Source organism: Planococcus glaciei, assembly GCF_900099655.1.
Classification (GTDB): Bacteria; Bacillota; Bacilli; order Bacillales_A; family Planococcaceae; genus Planococcus; species Planococcus glaciei.
This window is the reverse complement of sequence record NZ_FNDC01000022.1, coordinates 15,904-41,697: the sequence shown is the minus strand read 5'-3', so window position 1 is coordinate 41,697 and position 25,794 is coordinate 15,904. Positions and strand designations below refer to the sequence as shown.

Genomic DNA, 25,794 nt, shown 5'->3' with positions numbered 1-25,794 from the left:
CCTCGAGACGCTTCAGACTGGTCTGCGATGGCAAAGTGCGCCATCACTGCCCAGTCCTCCAGCGCTTTTCGGAGCTTAACAAGGCGCCTACGCTTTTCTAGATTACAACTTTGTAAGTTTAATGAAAGTGAAAGCGATAGAGCGTAAGTTTCGGATAGGGCACAATAAGGTTAATAAGAAAAACGGACGGAGGCACGATCATGGAAAGTTTATATGCAGAATACAACCGCTATATTTATCATCTATGTTTGAAATTGACCCGCAATAAAGCTGAAGCGGAGGACTTGATGCAGGAAGTTTGGCTGAAAGTTGTGCGTTATGAGTCATCGATTCAGGAAGTGGATCATTTGAAAGCATGGTTGACGACAATCTGTATGAACACTTTCCGTGACCGCTACCGCAAAAATGTACGCCGCAGCAAACATGTAGCTTACCAGCCGGAAGGCTTGGATGTATCCCTTCTTGATTTGATTCCTTCTGACGAAGCCGGGGTATCTGAAATTTTGGAGCAGCAGGACGTTTCGGTGATGATCCGCCACAAGATTTCGGAGCTGGATTCGATTTACCGTACGACGATTCTTTATTTCTACGTTCACCAGTTGTCGCTGATCGAAATTGCGGAAGCGATGAAAGTATCGATCGGCACCGTAAAATCCCGTTTGTTCCGGGGCAAGCAACGCTTGAAAGACATGCTGCTTGAAGATGCGCGCACACGCGAATATGTTCAAATCGCTTAATTTCATAAAATCTAACCCACCAGCTGAGCTTTCAGCTGGTTTTTTATTCCAATAAAAAAAGAAATTCTTTCTATTCCTTCTTGTTATAATGAAAGCGAGGGGGAAGTATTCATGATAAGAAAGAGATTTCAAGGCTGGAGCAAGCGAAAGCGAATTGTGTTAGGGACGGCCGGCATCCTCGCTTTATTGTACATAGCGGTTATTGTGTGGCATACATTCAAGCCTTTGCCGCCGGGCGTTTCGTTTGCAGGGGAGATGCACCAACTGGAAAATGTAGAGATGCTTTATGACCTCTCATATGCCCAAGATAAGAAAGGGACAGGCCTAAAACACGAATTGGAGATTTTTGATGAGATTAATAAAGCCATTGACGAAGCGGAAGAGTTTATCGTTGTGGATTTTTTCTTGTTTGATAATTACAATGACCAGAAAATTGATTTTCCGGCTGTTTCAGAAATGCTGACGGATCATTTATTGAAGAAAAAACAAGAAAATCCGGACATGCCGATCTATTTTATAACGGATCCGTTGAATAACGGTTATGGCTCGTATGAAAGCCAGCTGCTCGGCACGTTGGAAGAGGCAGGCGTGGAAGTGGTGTATACCGATTTGGATGCGCTGCGGGATTCGACGCCGCTGTATTCGGGATTTTACCGAGTGATTTTCCAGTGGTTTGATGTCGACAGCCGTGGCTGGGTGCCCAATGGCATGTCGAGCGATGCTCCTAAATTATCGGTTGCTTCGTATATGGAAATGATGAACATCAAAGCCAATCACCGAAAAGCATTGATTACGGAAAAAGAAGCCATCATCAGTTCGGCCAATCCGCATAATGCAAGCGGTTTTCATGGCAATATGGCATTCAAGGTCAGCGGACCCATCATCAACGACATGCTGGAAGCAGAAGAAGCCGTTGCCAAATTTTCAGGCGGACCTGCAGAGCTGCCGCGAGTGGAAGCAACAGAACAGCAGGGGGAATATGCTGCGCAATACCTGACCGAACGGCAAATATTCGATGCGCTGCTGAAAGACATCGAAAAAGCGCAAAAAGGCGACAGTATTTGGCTCGCAATGTTTTATATTGCGGAAAGCGAAGTTGTGGATGCATTGAAAGAAGCGGCTAACCGCGGAGTGGATGTACGGATGATTCTGGATCCGAACGAAAACGCCTTCGGCACAGAAAAGACCGGGCTGCCGAACCGCCCGGTGGTCAATGAAATGTATGAAGAAGCGAACGGGAATCTGAAAGTCCGCTGGTACAACACAACCAAAAGCCAATTCCACACAAAATCTATCATGATCAACACCAAAAAAGAGCGGATTATTATGGGCGGATCGGCGAATTACACGGAACGCACACTGGATAATTACAATCTGGAAAATGATATCCGGATTCTCGCGCCGCACGATAGTGAACTGTCGAAAGATATGGACGCTTATTTCAATCGCCTGTGGAATAACGAAGACGCCTTGTATACTTTGGACGTAGAAGAATACCAGGACGGCTTTTCCTTCTGGCAGCGCGGCGTTTACGGCGTACAGAAAATCCTGAAACTGACAACTTATTAATAGGGCAATCAAAAACGGCCTCTCCTGTAAAAAGGAGAGGCCGTTTCGTGTTTTCTTATAAAGATTGTTTGCCGGCGTTGATCCATTCTTCAACATTCCAGACTTTTGTCGCCAAGCCTTCGTAGAATTCGGGTTCGTGGCTGACAAGGACGATGGTGCCTTTGTAGGCTTGCATCGCACGTTTTAATTCTGCTTTTGCATCGATGTCCAAGTGGTTGGTAGGCTCATCGAAAATCAGCCAGTTGCTTTCTTCCATCATCAATTTGCATAAACGGACTTTGGCTTGTTCGCCACCGCTTAATTGCGTCATTGAACGGGAGATGTGTTCATTTTTCAAACCAGTGCGTGCAAGGGCACCGCGCACTTGGCCCTGATCCAAACTTGGATAAGCAGACCAGATTTCATCAAGCGGTGTGTGCGTAGGCGCTTTAACTTCCTGCTCAAAATAGCTCGGAGTCAAATATTCGCCGCGCAAAACATCACCGTCCAACGGTTTGATTTTGCCAAGCATCGTTTTCAGCAAGGTCGATTTCCCGACGCCGTTCATGCCGACAAGCGCAATTTTTTCACCGCGTTCAATCATGAACGTCAGCGGCGGAAGAAGCGGTTTGTCATAGCCGATTGTCAAAGCTTCAGCTTCTACTACATAACGGCTCGGGCTGCGCGTTTCTTTGAAAGAAAACTGCGGTTTTGCTGCGATTTCCGGTTTTTCGATGCGGTCCATGCGGTCCAATTGCTTCTGGCGTGATTTTGCACGCCCTGTAGTAGAAGCACGGGCCTTGTTCTTCGCAATAAAGGTTTCGGTTTTCTTAATCATATCGGCTTGGCGTTCGTAAGCGTCCAAATGCTGCTTTTTCGCCAATTCTGCAAGCTCGATGAATTTTTCGTAAGTCGCTGTATAGCGGGACAGACGGGAAAATTCCAAGTGGAAAATAACGCCTGTTACGCTGCTCATGAATTCCGTATCATGCGAAATCAACAGGAACGCATGCGGGTAGTTTTTCAAATAGTTGACGAGCCACTGGATATGCTCTTCATCCAGATAGTTGGTCGGCTCATCGAGCAAAAGGACTTTCGGTTTTTCCAGAAGCAATTTCGCCAGAAGCAGTTTCGTCCGCTGTCCACCGGACAAGGCTTCAACCGGGCGCTCAAGCCCGATTGCGTCAAGGCCGAGGCCGCGCGCAATTTCTTCAATTTTCACATCAAGCGTGTAAAAGTCGCCGGCATCAAGTGCGTCTTGCACTTCAGCCATTTCTTCCAATAATTCTTCCAAGTTGGCATCAGCGTCGCCCATTTTCATAGCAATGTTGTTCAATTCTTCCTCTTTCTTATAAAGTGGAAGAAACGCATCCTGAAGCGTTTCGCGGATCGTCCGTCCAGGCGTCAATTGCGTATGCTGATCCAAATAGCCGTAATGCGTTTTCGGCTGCCATTCGACACGGCCTGAATCGTACATGATTTTCCCGGTCAAAATGTTCATCAATGTGGATTTGCCGACGCCATTCGCTCCGACAAGGCCTACATGTTCACCTTCAACCAAACGGAACGACACATCATTGAAAAGCGTGCGGTCGCCGAACGTGTGGCTTAAATTCTCTACTGTTAATAAACTCATTTATAATATTCCTCCATATTTTAAAAAGTATAAGTGCCATAGAAAAGCGGAAGCGCCTGTTCAGCTCCGACCGGCGTAAGACGATTTGGCGAAGCGGCGTATTTCCAGCCGCACAGCCAAAGTGGCTTACGACCCGAGGAGCTAGGCGCAGCAGCTAGACATCAAGAAAAGCGGAAGCGGCTGTTCAGCTCCGACAAGCGTCGAAGCCGGACAGTGCGAAACTGATCGGGGTCTTTGAGGGATAAGAGACAAAGGGGAAGCGCAAAAAAAAATCCGCGGGCTACAGTTCCGCGAGTTTTTTGTTCAATTCCGCAAGGCGTTGTTCCATTTTCTCCAAGCGCTCTTCCGCTTGTTCTACCATCCGTGCATGTCCAGTTGTTTCGAGTTTCTCGATATCGCCTTGGTGGCGTATATAGTCACTCTTCAAATCAGCAATTTCAAATTCAATTTCCTGTCTGTTCACTAGATTCACCCTTAGATTTTTTTCCATTGTAACATATAAACCGATTTTTTAAATCCCTGGCGGCTCGGTTCTCGCTTTTCATATCACCGGCAAACCCTCTATAATGGTCAAATAAGTCTGGGGCATAGAAAAAATTTCACCAAAAGTTGTGAAAAGGAGGGTCACTGTTATCGATTCTTTATTATTTGATGTCATGCTGGTGCTGTTCCTCGGCGTCTTGTCGCAATGGATTGCGTGGCGCCTGCAGCTGCCGGCGATTGTGCTAATGTCGATTGCGGGCCTTCTTGTCGGTCCGCTGCTCGGCATCATTTCGCCATCAGAAAGTTTTGGCGATTTATTCAGTCCGCTAATTTCCTTGGCGGTAGCGATTATTTTGTTTGAAGGAAGCTTGAATTTAAACTTTAAGGAAATCAAAAGCTTCAGCAAGCCGGTTTTGCGGATTGTCACATTCGGCGCTTTCATCGCCTGGATTGCCGGGTCGCTCGCTGCCCATTATCTGGCTGGCTTATCGCTCGCGGTTTCGTTCGTCATCGGCGGTTTGTTTATTGTGACCGGACCGACGGTGATTCTGCCTTTATTGCGGCAGGCAAAACTGAAAGCACGCCCTGCAGCCATTTTAAAATGGGAAGGCATCGTGGTCGATCCGTTCGGAGCTTTGCTGGCCTTGTTCGCTTTTCAGTTTGTGCTGTTCGCCATGGGCGAAGAATCAGCGGCGGCATTCGGTTTGTTCTTTTTAGCGGCGCTGTTTGCAGTGCTGCTCGGAATCGGCGCCGGATGGGGAATGGGGCGGATGTTCGAAAAAGGGCAGATTCCCGAATTCCTCAAATCGCCGATGGTGTTTGCTTTTGTGCTATTGGTTTTCACCGTCTCGGACATGGTGATGCACGAAACCGGCTTGCTTGCCGTTACCGCAATGGGCATCATGATGGCCAATATGAACATTACGTCCATCAATGAAATGCGCCATTTCAAAGAAAATATTTCTGTCCTCCTGATTTCCAGCATTTTCGTCATGCTGACCGCTTCGCTCAGTTTGGACGTTCTGATTGAAATCTTTAATGTGCGCATCATCGCCTTTGTGCTGGCTATGCTCTTTGTGGTCCGGCCGCTGTCGATTTGGCTTTCGACGATCGGCACTGATTTGACTGTTCAGGAAAAGACCTTGATCGGCTGGATTGCGCCGCGCGGAATCGTCGCATTGACCGTGTCCGGATATTTCGCCACTACGCTGCTTGACGCAGGCTTTGAAGACGCGGAGCTGTTAACGGCGCTGACCTTTGCCTTAGTCTTTTCGACCGTCATAGCGCACGGCTTTTCCATCAGCTGGCTCGGCAAAAAATTGGGCCTTGCTTCGTCCGTGGAACCGGGCATTTTAATTGTCGGCAGCAGCCGGTTCGCGGTACGGCTTGGAAAAATGCTGCAGAGTATGAATAAAAACGTGTTGATCATGGATTCGGCTTGGGGCAATCTGCAGCTCGCGCGCCAGGCAGGCGTCCCGAGCTTTGCCGGTGAAATCCTGTCGGAGCATACCGAGTACGAAATTGATTTGACGCCGTATGAAACGATGATTGTCGCCACCGATACGGATTCGTACAATTCCTTGGTGGTCAATAATTTCGTGCCGGAACTCGGGCGGACGCACTTGTTCCAGACCGCGATCCATCAAAGCGACCCAAAGGATTTCCATTCCTCGCTCAGCGGCAGAACCTTGTTCGGTGCAGAATGGAATATTCATGCACTTGAAGCGAAAGCTGAAGAAGGGTATGCCATGCGGAAAACGCAATTGACCGAACAATACACATATGCGGATTTCCGGGAGAGATCTGTGGACGGCACGATTCCTTTATTCGTGGAGCGGGCGCAAGGGAAAATCGAATTCTTTACCACGGGCATGGCAGTAGAACCGAAAATAGGGGACACCATCGTCAGTTTTTCCCCGCCGGCCCATCAGGAAATCCGGATTCAGGAGAAATTGGAAACGAGCCGGATGAAATCCGGAATTCAGCCTAAAGAATGAAATCTTTCCCGAATAAGCGTATCGATGCGTATTTGGCAGCCCGGTTTGCTATGATAAAGACAACAAGGCTATGGGCTGTTCGCTTTATAGCCAAGCAGATACGCATTTGAGGAGGATTTGTCTTATGAAGATTTTATTAGTGGACGGCACAATTATTGGAAGAAAAACAGGAGCCATCTTGGAACAGGTGCAAACCTATATCAAAGATTTTAATCCGGATATGGAGCTTGTGATGTTGAACTTGGCTGATTACGAGCACCAGTTTGTCGATGGCCGCCCGCTCGGCGAATACAACAAGGACATGCAGGAAATCGTCCATCGCTTTGAAAACGCGGATGGCTACATCATCGCCACACCGATTTTCCAAGGCTCGATTCCGGGCGTCCTAAAAAACACGTTCGATATGCTGCACCCCCGCACGATGCGCTACAAACCGGTATCAATCGTCGCGAACGGCGGCACCTATCAGCACCATCTCGTCATCGAAAACCAGCTGAAGCCGATTCTCGACTATTTCCGCTGCCTCGTGACGCCGAACTACGTCTACACCCACACGAGCCATTTCGATGACACGAATACAATCATCAACGAAGACGTCCACGACCGTCTGCGCGAATTGGCGCGCGTTTTCGTCCAATACGCTGAAATGAGCCAGAATTTATCGAAGGAAACGATTGATAATCCTTAAATAGCAGAAGAAAAACCTCCCGCGGGAGGTTTTTTTGTTGGTTTTTTGGAATTGCGCTCGGTAAAGGTTAAAATATGCTCGGTTTTAAAAAAATATGCTCGATTAAGGTTAAAATATGCACAGTTATACTGTAAATACGCTTTTAAATCCTAATCCGAATTTTTTCGAAGGTCCACTTCAGGAATCACATAGCGCACACTTTTCTTATTGCCGATTTTCTGAAATCCGCAGCTCTGAAGGATAGTCCATGCATTTGTGCGGGACTGCAAGCCAGTAAACCGCCGGAATTCTAAATTCGATATAGTAGAGCCGATTAACAGCCGGTAATCCTGCAGTGCCAGTAAGTGAGCGTCTGCTCGTTTTCTTGCGCATAAGGGACAGCGCCAAAAGTTGCGGGAATAATTCATTTTAGTATAAGGGCAGTCAGGGCAGAAAACGCCTTCTAAAAGAGGATAGGAAATTAAAGGTGGAGTATGGATTTGCAATGGGGGTTGCATAGATAAGAGAGAGTTGAAATAATGTTCTATTTCGATTGTGGGGGAATTTCGATAATGGGAAACCAGTTCATCAAATACAAATGGAAGACCGGAGAGATGAATTACTCTTCGTTTGATATTTTTTATTTCTAAAATGGCTGAAGGATTTGTAAAGACAACAATGCCAATAATCGGTACTTTGTCGCCAATCAAACGGCGAACCAACTTTTCGTGCCGGTAAAGCTGATCATCAGGGTTTGTCATGCCAGTCATAACTCCGTTTAATATGCGGAAAAACTGTCTTTTCGTCCCATCCATATGAATATGGCCGCTAATATTTTTGACTTCTACTATGACAATAAAAGAAGAAAAAATACAGATGGCATCAATTTGATGGGTGGCCGTCTTGAAATCAGGGATTAATCTGAATTGCATCTCCTCTCCATATTCGGCACAAACTCGATCAAACTGGATTTCGCCGGCGAACCCCGCTGAACGTCTTCGAACTTTCTCTTTTAATAGTGGATAGCTTTTGTGCGACGGCGAAGTGCGTGCCAACAGTGCTTGCTGATAAATAAGTCGATAAGGGCGGCGCCGTTCAATAATATGCAAAGACATCAATCCTTTCATTTGAATTGAAGATAATATACCTTTTTCACAGATGAATTTCAATGGATTTTTGTCAGTGTAAAATACGCTCAATAAAGGTTAAAATACTCTCGGATATCGAAAAATATGCACAGTAAAAGTTAAAATACGCCTCATTATTTCGGAAATACGCTTTTCATACCTCCAACCCCCACAAAAAGCCAGACAAACCGGAAGATGTTATAATATACGCTATACGAAATGAGGGTGAATAAATTGAAATCAGTAGTACTCGCAGAAAAACCATCCGTGGCGCGCGATATTGCACGCGTACTCGGGTGTTCGCAAAAAGGCAACGGATTTTTGGAAGGAAAACAGTATATCGTCACGTGGGCGCTTGGCCATTTGGTGACGCAGGCGCAGCCGGAACAATACGACAACGACTTCAAGGAATGGAAAATGGAGAACCTGCCGATTATTCCGGAACCGTTTAAACTCGTGCCAATCAAACAATCGATGAAACAATACAATGCCGTAAAAGCACAACTAAACCGCAGTGACGTCAACGAAATCATCATCGCGACCGATGCCGGACGCGAAGGGGAACTCGTTGCACGCTGGATTTTGGAGAAAACGAAAACGCGCAAGCCGATCAAGCGTTTGTGGATTTCGTCCGTCACCGACAAAGCGATTAAAGACGGCTTCAATAACCTGAAAGACGGCAAAGCCTACGAGAATTTATTCCAGGCAGCGGTTGCCCGCGCGGAAGCGGACTGGGTTGTCGGCATCAACGCGACGCGCGCTTTGACGGTGAAATATAATGCCCAATTGTCGACCGGGCGCGTGCAGACGCCGACGCTTGCGATGATTGCCGAACGCGAACAGCAGATCCGCAATTTCCAGCCGAAGCCGTATTACGGCATGCAGGCAATTACGGACCAGGCCGCTTTCACCTGGACCGACGCCAACTCGACGCAGTCGTTTGACAAAGAAAAAATCGACAAGCTGTTCAGCAAACTGAACAACACCCATGAAGGCACCGTGACCGACGTGAAAGTCACACCGAAGAAACAGCCGGCGCCGCCTTTATTCGACTTGACCGAACTTCAAAAAGAAGCCTACAAGCGCTACAGCTGGTCGGCGAAAGAAACGCTCAACACGTTGCAGGGCTTGTACGAGCGCTATAAAATTGTCACGTATCCGCGGACCGATTCGAAGCATTTGACGTCCGACATGAAAGATACGCTGAAAGACCGCATCAAGGCCGTGCAAGTCGGCCCGTACCGTGCGCTTGCAGCGACCATCCTGAAAACGCCGGTGGCTCCGCAAAAAGGGACCATCGATGACAATAAAGTCAGCGACCACCACGCCATTATTCCGACCGAAGAAACGCCGCAGCTCCATAATCTGTCGGACAAAGAGCATAAATTATACGACATGATCGTCAAACGCTTCCTCGCGGTATTTTACCCGATGTATGAATACGACCAGACAACGGTGAAAATCACAGCGGGCGGCGAAACCTTCCAGACCAAAGGCAATACGATCCGCAACGAAGGCTGGAAACGCGTCTACAATGACGACGAAGAAGACGGCGATACGACTTTGCCGTCGTTTGAAAAAGGGCAGAATCTCCACATCAAAGGCATTGCGCTGACAGACGGCAAAACGAAGCCGCCGGCATTCTTCAATGAAGGAACACTGCTCGGCGCAATGGAAAACCCGGCGCAGTTCATGGCAGGGGAATCGAAAGAATTGATCCAGACTTTAGGTGAAACCGGTGGACTTGGAACCGTGGCGACCCGCGCCGACGTCATCGACAAATTGTTCAATACCTTCCTGATCGAGAAAAAAGGCAAGGACTTGACGATTACGTCAAAAGGCCGCCAATTGCTTGAACTCGTGCCGGAAGATTTGAAATCGCCGAAACTGACAGCAGACTGGGAGCAGCAGCTTAATAAAATCGCCAAAGGGCAGATGAAAAAAGAGCAGTTCATGAAAGAGATGATTGCGTTCGCCCAGAAATCGGTTTCGGATATCAAGAAAAGCGACAAGAAATTCAAACACGACAACATCACCGGCAAAACGTGCCCGGATTGCGGCAAATCGCTTCTGGAAGTCAACGGCAAACGCGGGAAAATGTATGTCTGCCAGGACCGCGAATGCGGCTACAAAAAACAAGTGGCGGTTCAGACAAATGCCCGCTGTCCGGTATGCCACAAGCGCATGGAAATGCGCGGTGAAGGGGAAGGCAAAATGTTCGCCTGCCAATGCGGCCACCGCGAGAAACTGTCGGCTTTTGAAAAGCGACGCAATGCCAGCCAGTCGAAAGCGAACAAAAAAGATGTCAATAAATACTTGAAGCAGCAGGACGAAGCGCCGGTGAATACCGCAATGGCAGACGCATTGAAAAAATTGTTGGGGCAGAACGAATAGAAAGATTCTGAAAATGGTGCTATGCTAATGGCATGCAGATGAGACAGAGGTGTAGCCCATGGCGAAAAAAATCACAAAAACCAATGCAGCACGAATACTCGATAAAGAGAAAATAGCGCATGAAGTGCTGCAATATGATCCGGAAGACGGCAAGATTGACGGTGTTTCAGTGGCGGCTAAAATCGGTTATCCGCCGGAAACTGTCTACAAAACCTTAGTCGCTGCCGGTAGTTCAAAACAAAATTACGTCTTTGTGATTCCGGTAGCAGAAGAACTTGATTTAAAGGCTGCAGCAAAAGCAGCCGGTGAAAAAAAGATTGAAATGGTGCCAGTGAAAGACATTTTGGCATTGACCGGCTATATCCGCGGCGGCTGTTCACCGCTGGGGATGAAGAAGCTATTTCCAACGTTTGTTGCTGAACAAGCGCAAGGCTTGGAAGACATCATCGTCTCCGCGGGGAAAATCGGCATGCAGCTGAAACTGGCGCCTGCCGACTTGGTCGAAGTGGTCCACGGGCGCTATGCCGCTATTATAGTTGTATAAGCAGGAATAAAAACCATCCGTTCATTTGGGAATGGATGGTTTTTTATTAGTACATAACAGAAAGAAGGATGGCAATGGGGCGTGCATTTTTTTACCGCTGGCTGTTTTTTATTAGCGGCCTGATTGTTTTGGCTTTAGGATTCACAATGATTATCAAAGCAGATAAGCTTGGAATCAGCCCTTGGGATGTATTGAATGTCGGCCTCCATAAAAACTTCGGCCTGACAATTGGAACATGGGCCATTATCGTCGGTTTGGCAGTAATCGTCTCGACGATGCTGTTTACCCGGAAACTCCCTCAGATCGGCACATTCCTGAATATGCTGCTGGTCGGGATTTTCATCGACATTTTTAACTGGATGATTCCCGACATTGAAACGCTGATCGGCCAAGTCCTGATTTTTCTTGTCGGCATTACTATATCCGGTTATGGCGTCGGCCTTTATGTATCACCAAGAATCGGCGCAGGCCCGCGTGACAGCTTGATGCTGATTCTCGTTGAAAAGACCGGTCTCAGCATAACCATCGTCCGTGCCGGAATTGAAATTACAGTTGCCTTTATCGGCTGGCTGCTCGGTGGACCGGTCGGTATTGGCACAGTTGCAGTCGCTTTACTGACTGGCAGAATCGTTCAAATTTCATTGCCTCAATTTGAACGGCTGCTTAAGAAAATCATTGATAAAAAAGACAGTATCCCGCCCGTTCTAAAAATTTAAGAAGGCGTTTCAGAAAGTTGAAACGCCTTCTTAAATATGGTATAAATAAAACCTAGTAAGGCTATTGGTTTTATAAAATAAGCACTTAAAGGGGCAACTAGAATGGGACGCGAGTTTGTAGAAATATTTGATGAATGGGTTCACACATACGACGATTCAGTATATGGAAAAGATAAAGAATACGAAGATGTTTTCGTGAAATACGATGAAATACTGCAAGCGGTCGCTGATCTAGCCATCAGCCCAGTAGTGGAATTTGGGGTTGGCACAGGCAATCTAACAGAGAAATTGCTGGCACGCGGACTCCAAGTGACAGGAATCGAGCCGAATGAAGCCATGCGTCAAGTAACGGCAGAAAAACTGCCGGATTTAACATTGGTAGACGGGGATTTTCTTCAATTTGATGATAAAATTGAAGCGAAGACCTTTGTCAGCACTTACGCTTTCCACCATTTAACAGATGAAGAAAAAGCCCAGGCTTTCCGTTTGTACGCGGAAAAACTGCCAGCCGGCGGGAAAGTGGTATTCGCCGATACGGTATTCGAATCGCTCCAAGCCAAACAGCAGAAAGTGGATTTTGAAGCATCGCGCGGATATGTTAACCTGGTGGAAGATTTGAACCGGGAATACTACACCACATTGCCGGCCATGAAAGAATTAATCGAAGCAGCAGGCTTTTCAGTTGAGTTCACCCAACTGAACGGGTATGTTTGGTTAATAAACGCGACTAAGAAAAGCGGAAGCGGCCGTTAAGATTCGAAAGGCATAAGACAGATTGGCGAAGCGGCGCTCTTTGCCGCACAGCCGAGTTGGCTTATGTCCCGAGAATCTGGCCGATGGAGTCTGGACAAAGAAAGGTTGAGGCGCCTGCTCAGTCCCGACAAGCGCTAGAAGACTTGCAGGTGAGGGCGCACTTTGCCATCGTAGGTAAGTCTGAAGCGACCCGAGGAGCTAGGCGCCGAAACTGGACACGAAGAAAAGCGAAAGCGGCCGTTAAGCTGGCTGCTGATGCCTGGAACATTAAATTCAACTTATAAGGAGTCGAGATTCATGAAAAAAATGAATGTAGAAAGCTTCAACCTGGACCATACGAAAGTGGTAGCACCATATGTACGTTTAGCCGGGGAAAAAACAGGATCTAACGGCGACACAATCCGTAAATACGACATCCGTTTCAAACAGCCGAACAAAGAGCATATGGATATGCCCGCGCTTCACTCACTTGAGCACATGATGGCGGAACACAGCCGCAACCATTCCGACCAAATCGTTGATATTGGGCCGATGGGCTGCCAGACAGGGTATTATTTGTCCGTTATCAACCATGATGATTTCGAAGACATTTTGCGCATTTTGGAAAACACATTAAAAGATGTCATTGCAGCGGACGAAGTGCCGGCCTGCAACGAAGTGCAATGCGGCTGGGCAGCTAGCCACAGCTTAGAAGGCGCAAAAGAATTGGCGCGTGAAATGCTGGCGAAAAAAGATGAATGGCGCCAAGTATTTGCCGAAGAAACTGTTTAAGGAGAATGGGAATGAAATTTGCAACCGAAATCCAACAGTTGATTGGCAATACACCTTTATTGGAATTGACGCATGTCGACATTCCGAACAATTGCCGCATCTTTGCTAAATTAGAATTTTTCAATCCAGGCGGCAGCGTGAAAGACCGCCTGGGTGTTTCTTTGATTGAGGACGCGGAACGCCGGGGAGTCTTGAAACCGGGCGGGACGATGATCGAACCGACGGCCGGCAATACCGGCATCGGCTTGGCGCTTGCAGCAATCGGCAAAGGCTACCAGGTGAAGTTTGTGGTACCGGAAAAATTCAGCCAGGAAAAACAATCCTTAATGCGCGCGCTTGGCGCTGAAGTGATCAATACACCAACTGAACTGGGCATGAAAGGCGCCATTGCGAAAGCCAATGAACTGGCCGAGCAGCAAAATGCCTTTTCACCGTCGCAGTTTTCCAATCCGGCGAATCCGGATACGTATGTCCGCACGCTTGGCCCGGAACTGTGGGAAGCGCTTGATGGCAATATCGATGTCTTTGTGGCAGGAGCAGGGTCCGGCGGCACGTTTGCCGGAACATCCAAATTTCTGAAAGCCAAAAACGAAGCGATTAAAACCGTTATTGTGGAACCGGAAGGCTCAACCATCAACGGCGGCGAATCAGGGCCGCATTTGACCGAAGGCATCGGCATGGAGTTTTTGCCGGATTACATGGACCGAACGCATTTCAATTCCATCCATACGATTTTAGATAAAGAAGCGTTTGCAGCAGTTGGAGAGTTGGCGAGAAAAGAAGGATTGCTTGTTGGCAGTTCATCGGGTGCTGCATTTGTAGCCGCAATGAGAGAAGCGGAAACGGCAAAGCCCGGAAGCCATATCGTGACCGTTTTTGCTGATTCGAGCGAACGTTATATGAGCCAGAACATTTACGGAAGAACATTTTAGGAGGATCATTCATGAAACCAAAAACAAGATTAATTCATGGCGGAATTTTTGGAGACGAAGCGACTGGAGCAGTCTCCACACCGATTTATCAAGTAAGTACGTACAAGCAGGAAGCAGTCGGCAAGTTCAAAGGCTATGAATACTCCCGCACCGGGAACCCGACGCGCCACGCACTGGAAGAATTGATTGCAGACGTAGAATACGGCCATGCCGGCTTTGCATTCGGTTCAGGGATGGCAGCTATTTCTTCGGTCATGATGCTGTTTTCAGCGGGCGACCATATCATTTTGACGGACGACGTTTACGGCGGTACATACCGTGTTGTCAATAAAGTCCTAAACCGCTTCGGCCTCGAATTCACGTTTGTGGATACAGGCGACTTAGAGGCAGTAAAAGCAGCAGTCAAAGAAAACACAAAAGCGATTTTCATTGAAACACCGACAAATCCTTTATTGAAAGTAACGGATATCGAACAAGTTTCAGCTTTTGCGAAATCGAAGAATATGCTGACGATTGTCGATAACACCTTCATGACGCCTTATTTGCAAAGCCCGATCAAACTCGGCGCAGATATTGTCCTGCATAGCGCGACGAAATACATCGGCGGGCACAGTGACGTTGTCGCTGGACTGGTTGTCGTTAATTCAGCCGAATTGGCAGAAGAGCTTCATTTCGTCCAGAACTCTGTCGGCGCAATATTAGGGCCACAAGATTCATGGTTATTGATCCGCGGCTTGAAAACGCTTGGCATCCGCATGGAAGAAGCAGTTTCAAACGCTCAGAAAATCGCCGAATTCCTGGATCAGCATGAAGCGGTAAATGCCGTGATCTATCCAGGCTTGCCAACACATACCGGCCACGAATTAATGAAAAAACAGGCGACCGGTTTTGGCGCCATGATTTCGTTTGATGTGGGCAGCAAAGAAAAAGCGGATGAATTATTGGCGAAACTGAAATACTTCACACTTGCTGAAAGCTTAGGTGCGGTAGAAAGCCTGATTTCTGTTCCAGCACAGATGACGCACGCATCAATTCCAGTGGAACGCCGTGCAGAACTTGGAATTTTGGAAGGCTTGGTACGTATTTCGGTAGGCATTGAAGACGCAGAAGATTTAATCGAAGATTTAACAAATGCATTGAAATAATTGGTAAAACCGCCCTCTTGGCGGTTTTTTTTTTTTTTCTAAACCGTTATTTTATTAAAAATATCAAATAATTTTATTAAATGGGTAATTTTGTAGATAACAATTCCTTATATTTCGATATGCGAAATATAACAATCGGCATATTCTTCTGAATTGTCAAACATGTTAATATCTTATTTAGTGATAAGATTCTGACAATTCATAGGGGGAAAACAACATGAAAATGAGTAAATGGGCTTCGGTCCTATCAGCTAGTGCACTTACATTGTCATTACTGGTACCGGCAGCAGCGGCAGCGCCAGTAGAACCGGTTCCATCCACATCCAACTGGAACACGGCAAAATACGATAACAAGATCGACATCGATCAGCATTTAAACCAGTTAACATTGGATCCTGAATTCCAAAAGGAAGCAGATAAAAAGATTAAAGCGCAAGCTGATGAAGTGAATGCAGGAGCAACCGATTCGAAAGCTGACAGCACGTTCACAGAAGACCACGGCACAAAGCTTTTCCTTGACCGCAACCTTTCATTTAAAGAATTCACGCTTCGCAGCATCGGCGATAATGTAGAAATTTGGGTAGCCAATGATCTGGCATATGGACCGAAAAACCCGAAACCAGCTGACGTGGTAACACAAGCGCAAGTCGATAAATTGCGCACTGAGTTCGACAGCAAGATGTATCCGGTAGCGACACAGTTTTTTGGAACACCTGACAAGTTAGATGGTTCTAATGCAACTGTGCCAGGTATGGTCGGACTTCCTGAGAATTATTACGAAGGATCAGACAAAGTGATCATGCTTGTCGACAACGTGCAGGATGAAGGCTGGAACGATCCTTCTTATCCATTCTTTGTAGCCGGTTTCTTCTGGCAGACGCTTGAAAACTACACAGACCGCAACATCATTACCATCGATACCAACTCATGGGAAACTCGTCTGGAGAACACGTTCTTCGCAACGACTATCCATGAATTGCAGCATTTGATCCATGCGGATAACGACGGTGCAGAAGAAACGTGGTTGAACGAAGGGATGTCGACATTCTCTGAATTCCTTGGCGGATACGGCCACGGTGAAGGTTCGATCAACTTCTACCTGGATCACCCGGAAAACTCCCTGGTCAACTGGGATGAGCACGGAACAGCAAAAACTGGTCCAGAAACCATTGCAGACTACGGCCAAGTTTACTTGTTCACACTTTATATGTACGATAAATTCGGCAAAGAATTCATCCGCGAGCTTGCAGTTGATGGAACGAGCCAAGGTATGACAAGCGTCAACGAAACGTTGAAGCGATACGGTTCTGACAAAACATTCACGGAAGTTTACCAGGACTTCATGACGGCATTGACTTTAGATGATTCAAAAGTGAGCAGCGACTACAACTTCGACAGCATCGACTTGCGCGAACTTCCAGTTGGCGCCGGTGTCCGCGGTAAAACTGTCGACTTTGAAAAAGCGAAAACATTTGAAAAAGAAGGCGTTCCAGCTTGGGGCGGCGACTTTAAAGAATTCAACTTCGGGAAAGATGTCCGCGGATTGGAATTTGACGGCGTTGATTTCCTTCCATTGCAATGGAGCACAGTAGCGGATCCAAAAGGTTCGGATGCTAAAGTGCTGCATGCCAATAACGGTGACGAAGCGGATCAGGCATTGATCTTTAGTGCAACAGTTCCTGCAGCGGATGCAAAACTGACGTTTGATCATTTCTACGACATTGAAGAGCAGTGGGATTTTGGAATGGTGCAGGTTTCAACGGACAACGGCGAAACATGGACATCTCTTCAAAATGAAAACACACGCAGCGATGTAGTGGAAGAAGGCTATCCGACAATCAAAGAAAATGTACCAGGATTCACAGGCACGAACAGCGATTGGACTACGGAAACATTTGACCTTTCAGCATATGCCGGCAAAGACGTTCTGGTTTCATTCCGCAACTTAACGGACTGGGGTTCAAATAATCCAGGCTGGTTCGTGAAAAACGTGAAACTGGGCAACTTCTCGGATGCGGGAACTTCCACAGATGCGTTCCAGTCACTTGGCCAATTAAAAGGTGAATACGTCGACTTCACGACTACATTCATCCAAACGAAGAAAAACGGCCAACAGCGCGTCTTCCATGTTGACCCATTCAATGTAACGAACAAACAAGCATTGGATCTTCAGCAAGTGCTTCGCGAAGGAAATGTGAAAATGATCACTTCCTACGCAGCAGCAGAAGGCCAAAAAGAAGCGAAAGAATTCACTTATGAAGTAAAATACAAAACAGCTAATCCGAACAAAGGCAAAGGCAAAAACAGCAGCAATAAATAAAAGGTAAGCGGACCTCGGTCCGCTTTTTCTTTTGGGAAAAATTTGCGTTATGATAAGATGGAAAGTGAAATTGCTTGCGAAAGGAAGAGGACATTGTCGAAAAAATTGGATGCATTTTTAGAAACAAACCTGAACGAACTGAAAGAGCAGGGCTTATATAATGAAGTGGATACAGTAGAAGGACCAAATGGCCCGATGATCAAAGTGCGCGGCAAAGAATTGATCAATTTGTCTTCAAACAACTATTTGGGGCTTGCGACGAACGAAAACTTGAAGCAAGTGGCCAAAGACGCCATTGATGCATACGGCGTAGGCGCAGGTGCGGTCCGTTCAATTAACGGGACGCTTGACTTGCACATCAAACTGGAAGAGAAATTGGCGGAGTTCAAAGGCACAGAAGCTGCGATTTCTTACCAGTCCGGCTTTAACTGCAATATGGCAGCCATTTCTGCAGTTATGGACAAAAACGATGCAATTTTGTCGGATCAATTGAACCACGCATCCATTATTGACGGCTGCCGTTTGTCGAAAGCGAAAATCATTGCATTCAAACACTCGGACATGGAAGACCTTCGCGCGAAAGCGAAAGAAGCGACTGAATCCGGCCTGTACAATAAAGTTATGGTGATCACTGATGGCGTGTTCTCAATGGACGGTGACATTGCCAAGCTTCCGGAAATCGTGGAAATTGCAAAAGAATTCGACTTGATTACTTATGTTGACGATGCGCATGGATCTGGCGTCACTGGCAAAGGGAAAGGGACTGTGAAACATTTCGGCCTTGAAAAAGAAATCGATATGCAAATGGGAACTTTGTCAAAAGCAGTCGGTGTTGTTGGCGGTTATGTAGCCGGAAAACAAAACCTGATTGACTGGCTGAGAGTCCGTTCACGTCCATTCTTGTTCTCGACTGCCGTAACTCCAGGCGACGTAGCAGCCATCATTTCTGCATTGCAGATGATCATCGATTCCACAGAATTGCATGACAAGCTCTGGGATAACGGCGACTACTTGAAAAAAGGCTTGAAAGAGCTTGGATTCAATATCGGTGATTCCGAAACGCCGATCACGCCATGCATCATCGGCGATGAAAAACTGACACAGCAATTTTCGAAGCGTTTGTTTGAAGAAGGCGTTTACGCGAAATCAATCGTCTTCCCGACAGTTGCCAAAGGCACAGGGCGCGTCCGCAACATGCCAACAGCGGCGCATTCAAAAGAAATGCTCGACAATGCAATCGAAGTCTACGCAAGAGTCGGAAAAGAACTCGGCGTCATCAACTAAACAGACGAAAACCCGCCATCCCGGCGGGTTTTTTTATTGATTTGGCGGAATACGCTCAACGAAGGTTAAAATACGCTCGACAAAAGCTGAAATACGCTCGACAAAAACTAAAATACGCTCAGCAAAATGAAAAATACGCTTCTCCATTAAAAAAGCGGATGCACCAGGCATCCGCTTTAGCTCGTTTACATCGCTTGTGCTTTAAAGTAAGTTGCCGCAAACACTTTTGCAGCAATCAGCATTGCTTCTTCATGAAAATCAAAGTTTTCATGGTGATGCGGGAAGCTCAAGAGATCGTGTTCCATTTTCGCCCCGACAAAAAAGTAAGCACCGGGTTTTACTTGGGTATAGTAAGCGAAGTCCTCAACCGGCATGACCGGACTGGTTTCGATGACAATTTCTTCGCCGAGCGTTTCAATCGCAGCGCTGCGCACGATGTCCATCGCTTCAGGATCGTTCCACAATGCGTCGTAGCCGGTCTCGACGATTACTTCCGCACTGGCGCCCATCGCACGGGCAACGTTCTCAGCAATGGCTGTCACGCGCTCACCGGCAAGTTTGCGGAGAGCGGGATCGAATACACGGATGGTGCCTTCTAAAACAGCTTCACTTGGAATCACATTGTCCGCATCGCCGGCATGGAATTTGCCGATGGAAACGACAAGTTCCTTGAGCGGGTCGGCATTGCGGCTGACGATAGACTGCAAGGCCACCATGATATGGCTGGCTGCCAAGATCGGATCGACGCCTGTATGAGGTTCAGCGCCGTGCGTGCCGTAGCCTTTGACGATTATCTTAAGGGCGTCCTCAGAGGCCTGCAAAAAGCCGTCACGCACAAAGACGCGGCCATTTTCCATCTTGCTTTGGATATGCGCTCCGTAAACGAGGTCAACGCCGTCCAGGCAGCCGTCTTCGATCATGCCGCGCGCGCCGCCGGGCGACAATTCTTCGCCGAACTGATGAATCAGTACGATGGTTCCAGGAAGTTCATCTTTCATAGCGACCATCGCTTTGGCAAAGCCCAGCAGGCCAGCGGTATGCCCGTCATGGCCGCACGCATGCATCACACCGGGCACTGTGGATTTATAAGCTACATCTTTTTTATCATCGATCGGCAGCGCATCAAAATCCGCGCGAAAAGCGATCGTCTTGCCGGGTTTGGCGCCGCGGATCGTACCGACAACACCGCGTCCGCCTACATTGCGGCGGACTTCGACACCCATTTCTTCAAGCTTGTCCGCAATAAATGCAGGCGTTTCGACTTCCTGATGGGACAGTTCAGGGTGCATATGGAGGTGGCGTCGTATGGCCACCATTTCTTCGTAAAGTGACTCAATTTTGGTCATTGCAGCTGATTGCATAGATTTAATTCCCCTTACTTTTAGAATAAATACATTGCTACCAGTATACAGCCTGCAAAAAGAGGAAGGCAATCAATTAGGTATAAAAAAAGAGTTAGAAGAATAATTATTCATCAGCCAACTAAAAAACGCTGCCTAATAAAGGCAGCGTCGCTTTAAATCACATCGGTTTTTTCGATCAAGTTCAAGAATTGTTGGGTGCGTTCTTCTTTCGGGTTGTTAAAAATATCTTCCGGTTTGCCGCGCTCCACGATTTTGCCGCCGTCCATAAAGAGCACTTCATCGGCGACGCCTTTGGCAAAGCGCATTTCATGCGTGACAACGACCATTGTCATGCCTTCAGAAGCAAGGTCTTTCATAACCTGCAGCACTTCGCCGACCAGTTCCGGGTCAAGCGCTGACGTTGGCTCATCAAACAGCATCACTTTCGGCTCCAACGCGAGCGCACGGGCAATGCCGACGCGCTGCTGCTGACCGCCTGACAATTGAAACGGATAATAATCCATTTTGTCGCTGAGGCCAACTTTTGTTAAGATTGCTTCCGCTTTTTTGCGTGCCGCCGCTTTGTCTTTTTTCTGGACGATGATGGGCCCTTCCATGACGTTTTCAAGCGCCGTCATGTGAGGGAACAAATTGTAATGCTGGAATACCATGGCCGATTGTTTTCGGAAAGCCGTAATCTGGCGTTTAGAAAAGGGCTTCGAAAAATCTGCAGTCTGGTCGTCAATCGTAACCGATCCGGCAGTAGGAACTTCCAGGATGTTCAAGCATCTTAAAAAAGTGGTTTTTCCGGATCCGGAAGGGCCGATGACAACGATTGCTTGTCCTTTTTGGACGTCGACATCAATGCCTTTCAACACTTCCAAATCACCGAACTTCTTGTGTAAATTTCTGATAGATATCATAATTCGCTCCTTACTGCAATCTTACCTTGCCTTTATTAGCGGGAAACATAACGGTCAAAACGATGTTCCAGTCTGCCTTGGCCGATTGACAATAAGAAACAGACGACCCAGTATATTAAGGCTGCTTGGCCATATAACAAAAGGAATTCATAGTTTGTTGCAGCAATCTGCTGGGCGATGCGGAACATTTCCGTCACGAGAATCAGCGATGCCAGCGACGTATCTTTTACCAAACTGATAAATGTATTCGAAAGGGGCGGGATGGACACGCGTGCCGCCTGCGGCAAGATGACGCGGCGAAGGGATTGGACATACGTCATGCCAATCGTATCCGCTGCTTCCCATTGGCCTTTCGGGATGGACAAAATGGACGCCCGGATCACTTCGGAAGCATAGGCTCCGACATTCAATGAAAATCCGAGAATCGCAGCCGGAAACGGATCGATGACCACTCCGATTGTCGGCAGCCCGTAAAACAAGATGAACAACTGAACGAGCAACGGCGTCCCGCGGATAATCGAAACATACACACGGGCGATCCATTGCAGGATTTTTACTGTAGAAATACGGGCAAGTGCTGTCAAGACAGCTAAAATCAGCCCGAGTACGAAAGCGATCAACGTTAAAGGAATCGTATACTGGACCAGCCCTTCCAGCAACGGCAGCCAGGCGGATTGGGAAATGTCCGAAAGACGCTCCAGCCTAACCGGATCAGAGAAGATATTATTCAAGTACATTTTCGCCGAACCATTTTTCAGAGATTTTGTCGTATGTGCCGTCTTCAATCATTTCAGCTAGGGCTGTGTTTGCTTCTTCAACAATAGCACCGCTGCCTTTACGGAATAACAATGCACTTTTCGCTGCATCTGAAGCTTCATCCACGATTTCAATATTGGCATCGGGGCGCTGTTTCAAAAAGTCCAGAACGGTTAAATTGTCATTGACAGTTGCATCAACGCGCCCGGAATTCAATAATTCAATGGCTTGGTTAAAACCTTCGACGCCTTCGATTTCAGCACCGAACGAGCGGGCAGTTTCGGCATAGTTGCTGGTTAGCGACTGGGCAGAAAGTTTTCCTTCAAGGTCTTCAAAGCTTTTGATTTCTTCATTGTCTTTTGCCACTACCAGTACGGCAGTAGAAGAAATATACGGATCTGAAAACTCATAGCTTTCTTCACGTTCAGGGTTGATGCCGACTTGGTTCGCGACCATATCAAAGCGGCCTGAATCCAGTCCTGCAAACATGGCATCCCATTGCGTTTCCAAAAATTCAACTTCAACGCCAAGGCGTTTGCCGACTTCCTGTGCAATTTCTACGTCAAAACCCGTCAACTTTCCGGAGTCATCATGGAAAGTGAAAGGAGGATATGTTCCTTCCGTACCGACAACCAGTTTGCCTTCTTCTTTCACTTTAGCCAACACATCTTCTTCTGTACCGCCAGATCCTGTTGCGTCGTCTGTCGTCGGATCTTCTTCTGTCGAGCCGCCTCCGCATGCTGCCAATACGATTGCTGCAAGCAGGAGCACTAACAATAAACTAAATTTCTTCATCATAAATCCCCTCTATTTCCTATAATATTTTTATTAGTCGAGCTGTTGGAGTTCTAATGCGTACAAGTTCATGTCGCTTTTTATACCCTTTTTTATAAAAATGGAAACTATGAAAACAAAACAAAGCGGAATACTTGGTTTACGGGCCAAAAAAAGCGCACCAGAATTGCAAAAGCTCAGCTCTCCACGAACTGTATCATTATAGCACCAAGAATCTGACCATACAAATGAATAGTTTGGCATGTTTCTTAATTCAATAACTGAAAAATATTGTTTTTTTAAAGAGAACAATTTATAATGACTACAAGATAAAGCTTACTAAGACAACGAATTTATAATTCTTTTTGTGTTTTTGCAGAGGACAATTGTTTCGGTTGAGAGGAGACCATTAAAATGAAGCGAATAATGATTACAGGGGCACTTGGACAAATTGGATCGGAACTGGTGGAAAAACTGCGGAATATCTATGGACGGGACAATGTCCTGGCTACCGATATCCGCCCTGCACAAGATATGCAGGGGCCGTTTGAATTGCTGGATGTGACAGATGCACAAAGAATGCACGATTTAGCAAAAGATTTCGGAGCCGACACGATGATGCATATGGCGGCTTTATTGTCTGCCACAGCGGAAGAAAAGCCGTTGCTTGCCTGGAACTTGAATATGGGCGGCCTGGTGAATGCGCTGGAAGCTTCAAGAGAACTCGATATGCAATTTTTCACGCCAAGTTCCATCGGAGCATTCGGACCTTCTACACCGAAAAAGAACACGCCGCAGGACACGCTTCAGCGTCCGACGACGATGTACGGCGTCAACAAAGTTGCCGGAGAGCTGCTTTGCGATTATTACTTCCAGAAATTTGACCTGGATACCCGAGGCGTCCGCTTCCCAGGGTTGATTTCCTACGTGGCGCAGCCGGGCGGCGGAACGACCGATTATGCAGTGGACATCTATTACAAAGCGATTGAACAGAAGCGCTACACGTCGTATATCGCAAAAGGCACCTACATGGACATGATGTATATGCCGGATGCGCTTCAGTCGATTGTTGACTTGATGGAAGCAGATCCTGCAAAATTGGAGCACCGCAATGCGTTTAACGTAACGGCCATGAGTTTTGAGCCGGATGAAATTGCGGCTTCCATCCGCAAGCACATTCCGGACTTCCAAATGTCTTACGACGTAGACCCGATCAGACAAGGAATTGCCGACAGCTGGCCGGACAATATCGATGCATCAGCAGCCGAAAAAGAATGGGGCTTTAAAGCTGCCTACGACCTTGACTCCATGACTGCTGACATGCTGGAAAAACTAAAAAAAAAATTAATGACTGTTTAATTAAAGAAGGGGAAACGATGTAATCATCGTTTCCTTTTTTGATTGGATACGCAATGAAAAAGGCCATTCGCATTTCGCGAATGGCCTTTCAGCTTGGTTTAAAATAACAGATGTCCAATGCCTGCAACAATCGGCAAAGCGATAATTGTGCGAAGCAGGAAAATGACAATCAGGTCTAAGATGTTGACGGGAATTCTCGAGCCGAGCAGCAAACCGCCGACTTCTGACATGTAGATCAATTGCGTCACCGACATCGTGGCAACCACAAACAACGTCAGCTCGGATTCGATCATGCCATCAGCAAGTATGACCGGCAAGAACATATCGGCAAATCCGACCACCATCAATTGCGCAGCTTCTGCTGCTTCGGGTACACCGAGCAGATTCAAATACGGTTCAAATGGTTTGCCAAGAATGGTGAAAATAGGTGTATAGGTAGCCAGCATCAATGCAATCGTGCCAAACGCCATAACAACTGGTGCTACGCCGATCCACATATCCAAAACGTTTTTAAAGCCGTCCTTGAAGAATTCAGCTACTGATTTGTTTTCGTCAGCTTTTGATAAGGCATTCTCAACTCCGTGGGACACAACATTGTATCCTTCCGGCACTTCTTCAGACATCGATTCCTGCGGCTTGCCGTTCATAAACGTTGTCGGCTTTTGGGTTAATGGGAAAATACGCGGCATGATAAGCGCAAGCACAAGGCTCGCTAAAATAACGGTTCCGTAATACGGCAGGAAATATTCCCCAAGGCCGACGCGCTGAATAACAACAATGGCAAACGTAATCGAAACAACCGAAAAAGTGGTCCCTATTATCGCAGCTTCGCGCTGCGTATATTTATTTTGAATATACTGCGTGTTGGTCAAAAGAACTCCAATTGTTCCATCGCCAACAAATGACGCAAGCGCATCAACTGATGAGCGCCCAGGCAAGCGAAACAGCGGGCGCATGATTTTTACCATCATGGTTCCAAACAATTCCAAAAGACCGAAATTCATTAAAAGCGGGAGGAAAAGGCCGGCAAACAGGAAAATAGTGAACAAGAAGGACAATAACCCCTCAGGAGACAGTAAAAGGCCGCCCGTGTCTTCGCTCCAAACTGCTTCCGGTCCGATTTGAAACAGCACCATGACAGCGAAAACGGCTCCGACAATCCGGACAATTGTCCAAAACAAATTGACATTAAATAATCTATCAAAGAATGAGACCGTATGGTGTTCATTTACTTTTCTAGCGATGCTGAATACTGATCCAAGAGCAGCAATTAGCATAATGATAAGCATGATCCACGGTGCAATAGGTTCAATAAACCCTGCTACCCAGTTGGCCAGCAAAGCGATTGGCACAACCCAGCCTTCTTCTGTTGGTACCGGCACGATGAATAAAAACACGCCCAGAATAGACGGGATCAAAAACAATAGCCAGGTCGAAACTGTAAACTTTTTCACAAATAAACCCCTTTTCCTTGTGCATGAAAACACGTGATGAATAGTAATTATACAGCATTTTTCTCCCCTGAAAATGCTTACAACCAAAGTTTATATTATCTGAAAACCGCGCAAAAAAACACCCCTATTCT

The 25,794-nt window shown here is 46.9% G+C and carries 23 protein-coding genes; 14 read left to right on the top strand and 9 right to left on the bottom strand.

The features are described from left to right. The first annotated feature begins 200 nt into the window (after nucleotides 1-200). Both BLQ32_RS18685 and BLQ32_RS18680 read left to right on the top strand, forming a co-directional pair. On the top strand, nucleotides 201-737 hold the full coding sequence (locus BLQ32_RS18685) for an RNA polymerase sigma factor (RefSeq protein WP_036803003.1): 537 nt from the start codon (nucleotides 201-203) through the stop codon (nucleotides 735-737). Nucleotides 738-848: 111 nt separating this feature from the next. Next, the gene (locus BLQ32_RS18680; RefSeq protein ID WP_074511690.1) at nucleotides 849-2,306 is read left to right on the top strand and encodes a phospholipase D family protein; all 1,458 of its coding nucleotides are present in this window, start codon (nucleotides 849-851) and stop codon (nucleotides 2,304-2,306) included. Between the two features lie 55 nt (nucleotides 2,307-2,361). Here the strand turns inward: BLQ32_RS18680 and BLQ32_RS18675 are convergent, their stop codons facing one another. Together BLQ32_RS18675 and BLQ32_RS18670 are read right to left on the bottom strand one after the other, a co-directional pair. Next, complete coding sequence (locus BLQ32_RS18675; RefSeq protein ID WP_036802998.1) at nucleotides 2,362-3,921, bottom strand: ABC-F family ATP-binding cassette domain-containing protein; 1,560 nt, start codon at nucleotides 3,919-3,921, stop codon at nucleotides 2,362-2,364. Nucleotides 3,922-4,201: 280 nt separating this feature from the next. Next, on the bottom strand, nucleotides 4,202-4,411 hold the full coding sequence (locus BLQ32_RS18670) for an SE1832 family protein (protein ID WP_051413680.1): 210 nt from the start codon (nucleotides 4,409-4,411) through the stop codon (nucleotides 4,202-4,204). 166 nt (nucleotides 4,412-4,577) lie between these two features. On the opposite strand from BLQ32_RS18670, the gene BLQ32_RS18665 reads away from it, so the two are divergent. Further along, nucleotides 4,578-6,401 carry a cation:proton antiporter gene (locus BLQ32_RS18665; protein WP_074511688.1) on the top strand — a complete coding sequence of 608 codons (1,824 nt, stop codon included), beginning with the start codon at nucleotides 4,578-4,580 and terminating at the stop codon, nucleotides 6,399-6,401. A gap of 124 nt (nucleotides 6,402-6,525) precedes the next feature. Then, complete coding sequence (locus BLQ32_RS18660) at nucleotides 6,526-7,089, top strand: NADPH-dependent FMN reductase (RefSeq protein ID WP_074511686.1); 564 nt, start codon at nucleotides 6,526-6,528, stop codon at nucleotides 7,087-7,089. 149 nt (nucleotides 7,090-7,238) lie between these two features. Here the strand turns inward: BLQ32_RS18660 and BLQ32_RS18655 are convergent, their stop codons facing one another. Further along, on the bottom strand, nucleotides 7,239-8,177 hold the full coding sequence (locus BLQ32_RS18655; RefSeq protein WP_175557153.1) for a nuclease-related domain-containing protein: 939 nt from the start codon (nucleotides 8,175-8,177) through the stop codon (nucleotides 7,239-7,241). A gap of 237 nt (nucleotides 8,178-8,414) precedes the next feature. On the opposite strand from BLQ32_RS18655, the gene BLQ32_RS18650 reads away from it, so the two are divergent. The 9 genes from BLQ32_RS18650 to BLQ32_RS18605 all read left to right on the top strand — a co-directional run bounded on the left by BLQ32_RS18650 (nucleotide 8,415) and on the right by BLQ32_RS18605 (nucleotide 19,054). After that, nucleotides 8,415-10,589, top strand: a complete 2,175-nt coding sequence (locus tag BLQ32_RS18650) for a DNA topoisomerase III (RefSeq protein WP_175557152.1) — start codon at nucleotides 8,415-8,417, stop codon at nucleotides 10,587-10,589. A 58-nt stretch (nucleotides 10,590-10,647) separates the two neighbouring features. Further along, complete coding sequence (gene ybaK, locus BLQ32_RS18645; RefSeq protein WP_074511680.1) at nucleotides 10,648-11,133, top strand: Cys-tRNA(Pro) deacylase; 486 nt, start codon at nucleotides 10,648-10,650, stop codon at nucleotides 11,131-11,133. A 74-nt stretch (nucleotides 11,134-11,207) separates the two neighbouring features. After that, nucleotides 11,208-11,849, top strand: a complete 642-nt coding sequence (locus tag BLQ32_RS18640) for a YczE/YyaS/YitT family protein (RefSeq protein WP_074511678.1) — start codon at nucleotides 11,208-11,210, stop codon at nucleotides 11,847-11,849. A gap of 102 nt (nucleotides 11,850-11,951) precedes the next feature. Then, nucleotides 11,952-12,602: a class I SAM-dependent DNA methyltransferase gene (locus BLQ32_RS18635; protein ID WP_074511676.1), complete on the top strand. Its 651-nt coding sequence runs from the start codon at nucleotides 11,952-11,954 to the stop codon at nucleotides 12,600-12,602. A 297-nt stretch (nucleotides 12,603-12,899) separates the two neighbouring features. Beyond that, the gene (locus BLQ32_RS18625; protein WP_036802980.1) at nucleotides 12,900-13,373 is read left to right on the top strand and encodes an S-ribosylhomocysteine lyase; all 474 of its coding nucleotides are present in this window, start codon (nucleotides 12,900-12,902) and stop codon (nucleotides 13,371-13,373) included. Between the two features lie 11 nt (nucleotides 13,374-13,384). Beyond that, a complete protein-coding gene (locus tag BLQ32_RS18620; protein ID WP_036802978.1) occupies nucleotides 13,385-14,305 on the top strand; it encodes a PLP-dependent cysteine synthase family protein in 921 nt (306 codons plus the stop codon). A gap of 11 nt (nucleotides 14,306-14,316) precedes the next feature. Continuing rightward, on the top strand, nucleotides 14,317-15,450 hold the full coding sequence (locus BLQ32_RS18615; protein ID WP_074511672.1) for a bifunctional cystathionine gamma-lyase/homocysteine desulfhydrase: 1,134 nt from the start codon (nucleotides 14,317-14,319) through the stop codon (nucleotides 15,448-15,450). A 217-nt stretch (nucleotides 15,451-15,667) separates the two neighbouring features. Beyond that, the gene (locus tag BLQ32_RS18610; RefSeq protein WP_074511670.1) at nucleotides 15,668-17,770 is read left to right on the top strand and encodes a M6 family metallopeptidase; all 2,103 of its coding nucleotides are present in this window, start codon (nucleotides 15,668-15,670) and stop codon (nucleotides 17,768-17,770) included. A gap of 93 nt (nucleotides 17,771-17,863) precedes the next feature. Then, on the top strand, nucleotides 17,864-19,054 hold the full coding sequence (locus BLQ32_RS18605) for a glycine C-acetyltransferase (RefSeq protein ID WP_074511668.1): 1,191 nt from the start codon (nucleotides 17,864-17,866) through the stop codon (nucleotides 19,052-19,054). A 33-nt stretch (nucleotides 19,055-19,087) separates the two neighbouring features. Here BLQ32_RS18605 and BLQ32_RS19905 read toward each other — a convergent pair whose 3' ends face one another. The 5 genes from BLQ32_RS19905 to BLQ32_RS18585 form a co-directional block, all read right to left on the bottom strand. After that, nucleotides 19,088-19,225, bottom strand: a complete 138-nt coding sequence (locus BLQ32_RS19905) for a hypothetical protein (RefSeq protein WP_175557151.1) — start codon at nucleotides 19,223-19,225, stop codon at nucleotides 19,088-19,090. Between the two features lie 14 nt (nucleotides 19,226-19,239). Continuing rightward, nucleotides 19,240-20,415 carry a M20 metallopeptidase family protein gene (locus tag BLQ32_RS18600; RefSeq protein WP_244890388.1) on the bottom strand — a complete coding sequence of 392 codons (1,176 nt, stop codon included), beginning with the start codon at nucleotides 20,413-20,415 and terminating at the stop codon, nucleotides 19,240-19,242. A 155-nt stretch (nucleotides 20,416-20,570) separates the two neighbouring features. Next, the gene (locus tag BLQ32_RS18595) at nucleotides 20,571-21,320 is read right to left on the bottom strand and encodes an amino acid ABC transporter ATP-binding protein (protein WP_074511666.1); all 750 of its coding nucleotides are present in this window, start codon (nucleotides 21,318-21,320) and stop codon (nucleotides 20,571-20,573) included. Nucleotides 21,321-21,355: 35 nt separating this feature from the next. After that, complete coding sequence (locus tag BLQ32_RS18590; RefSeq protein ID WP_036802969.1) at nucleotides 21,356-22,057, bottom strand: amino acid ABC transporter permease; 702 nt, start codon at nucleotides 22,055-22,057, stop codon at nucleotides 21,356-21,358. After that, nucleotides 22,044-22,871: an amino acid ABC transporter substrate-binding protein gene (locus BLQ32_RS18585; protein ID WP_053165390.1), complete on the bottom strand. Its 828-nt coding sequence runs from the start codon at nucleotides 22,869-22,871 to the stop codon at nucleotides 22,044-22,046. Before BLQ32_RS18585 ends, BLQ32_RS18590 begins: the two co-directional genes overlap by 14 nt. A 393-nt stretch (nucleotides 22,872-23,264) precedes the next feature. On the opposite strand from BLQ32_RS18585, the gene BLQ32_RS18580 reads away from it, so the two are divergent. Beyond that, nucleotides 23,265-24,209, top strand: a complete 945-nt coding sequence (locus tag BLQ32_RS18580) for an L-threonine 3-dehydrogenase (RefSeq protein WP_074511664.1) — start codon at nucleotides 23,265-23,267, stop codon at nucleotides 24,207-24,209. A 98-nt stretch (nucleotides 24,210-24,307) separates the two neighbouring features. Here the strand turns inward: BLQ32_RS18580 and BLQ32_RS18575 are convergent, their stop codons facing one another. Beyond that, entirely contained in the window at nucleotides 24,308-25,663 is a 1,356-nt protein-coding gene (locus tag BLQ32_RS18575; RefSeq protein ID WP_074511663.1) for a YjiH family protein, read from the bottom strand. Nucleotides 25,664-25,794: the final 131 nt, after the last annotated feature.

What these genes read in the sequence shown, in the direction of transcription:
- BLQ32_RS18635 (WP_074511676.1), top strand. Translation starts at nt 11,952, where the DNA reads ATGGGACGCGAGTTTGTAGAAATATTTGATGAATGGGTTCACACATAC.
- BLQ32_RS18625 (WP_036802980.1), top strand. Translation starts at nt 12,900, where the DNA reads ATGAAAAAAATGAATGTAGAAAGCTTCAACCTGGACCATACGAAAGTG.
- BLQ32_RS18590 (WP_036802969.1), bottom strand. Translation starts at nt 22,057, where the DNA reads ATGTACTTGAATAATATCTTCTCTGATCCGGTTAGGCTGGAGCGTCTT.
- ybaK (WP_074511680.1), top strand. Translation starts at nt 10,648, where the DNA reads ATGGCGAAAAAAATCACAAAAACCAATGCAGCACGAATACTCGATAAA.
- BLQ32_RS18610 (WP_074511670.1), top strand. Translation starts at nt 15,668, where the DNA reads ATGAAAATGAGTAAATGGGCTTCGGTCCTATCAGCTAGTGCACTTACA.
- BLQ32_RS18650 (WP_175557152.1), top strand. Translation starts at nt 8,415, where the DNA reads ATGAGGGTGAATAAATTGAAATCAGTAGTACTCGCAGAAAAACCATCC.
- BLQ32_RS18595 (WP_074511666.1), bottom strand. Translation starts at nt 21,320, where the DNA reads ATGATATCTATCAGAAATTTACACAAGAAGTTCGGTGATTTGGAAGTG.
- BLQ32_RS18685 (WP_036803003.1), top strand. Translation starts at nt 201, where the DNA reads ATGGAAAGTTTATATGCAGAATACAACCGCTATATTTATCATCTATGT.
- BLQ32_RS19905 (WP_175557151.1), bottom strand. Translation starts at nt 19,225, where the DNA reads ATGCCTGGTGCATCCGCTTTTTTAATGGAGAAGCGTATTTTTCATTTT.
- BLQ32_RS18665 (WP_074511688.1), top strand. Translation starts at nt 4,578, where the DNA reads ATGCTGGTGCTGTTCCTCGGCGTCTTGTCGCAATGGATTGCGTGGCGC.
- BLQ32_RS18600 (WP_244890388.1), bottom strand. Translation starts at nt 20,415, where the DNA reads ATGCAATCAGCTGCAATGACCAAAATTGAGTCACTTTACGAAGAAATG.
- BLQ32_RS18615 (WP_074511672.1), top strand. Translation starts at nt 14,317, where the DNA reads ATGAAACCAAAAACAAGATTAATTCATGGCGGAATTTTTGGAGACGAA.
- BLQ32_RS18640 (WP_074511678.1), top strand. Translation starts at nt 11,208, where the DNA reads ATGGGGCGTGCATTTTTTTACCGCTGGCTGTTTTTTATTAGCGGCCTG.
- BLQ32_RS18580 (WP_074511664.1), top strand. Translation starts at nt 23,265, where the DNA reads ATGAAGCGAATAATGATTACAGGGGCACTTGGACAAATTGGATCGGAA.
- BLQ32_RS18620 (WP_036802978.1), top strand. Translation starts at nt 13,385, where the DNA reads ATGAAATTTGCAACCGAAATCCAACAGTTGATTGGCAATACACCTTTA.
- BLQ32_RS18675 (WP_036802998.1), bottom strand. Translation starts at nt 3,921, where the DNA reads ATGAGTTTATTAACAGTAGAGAATTTAAGCCACACGTTCGGCGACCGC.
- BLQ32_RS18680 (WP_074511690.1), top strand. Translation starts at nt 849, where the DNA reads ATGATAAGAAAGAGATTTCAAGGCTGGAGCAAGCGAAAGCGAATTGTG.
- BLQ32_RS18585 (WP_053165390.1), bottom strand. Translation starts at nt 22,871, where the DNA reads ATGAAGAAATTTAGTTTATTGTTAGTGCTCCTGCTTGCAGCAATCGTA.
- BLQ32_RS18670 (WP_051413680.1), bottom strand. Translation starts at nt 4,411, where the DNA reads ATGGAAAAAAATCTAAGGGTGAATCTAGTGAACAGACAGGAAATTGAA.
- BLQ32_RS18660 (WP_074511686.1), top strand. Translation starts at nt 6,526, where the DNA reads ATGAAGATTTTATTAGTGGACGGCACAATTATTGGAAGAAAAACAGGA.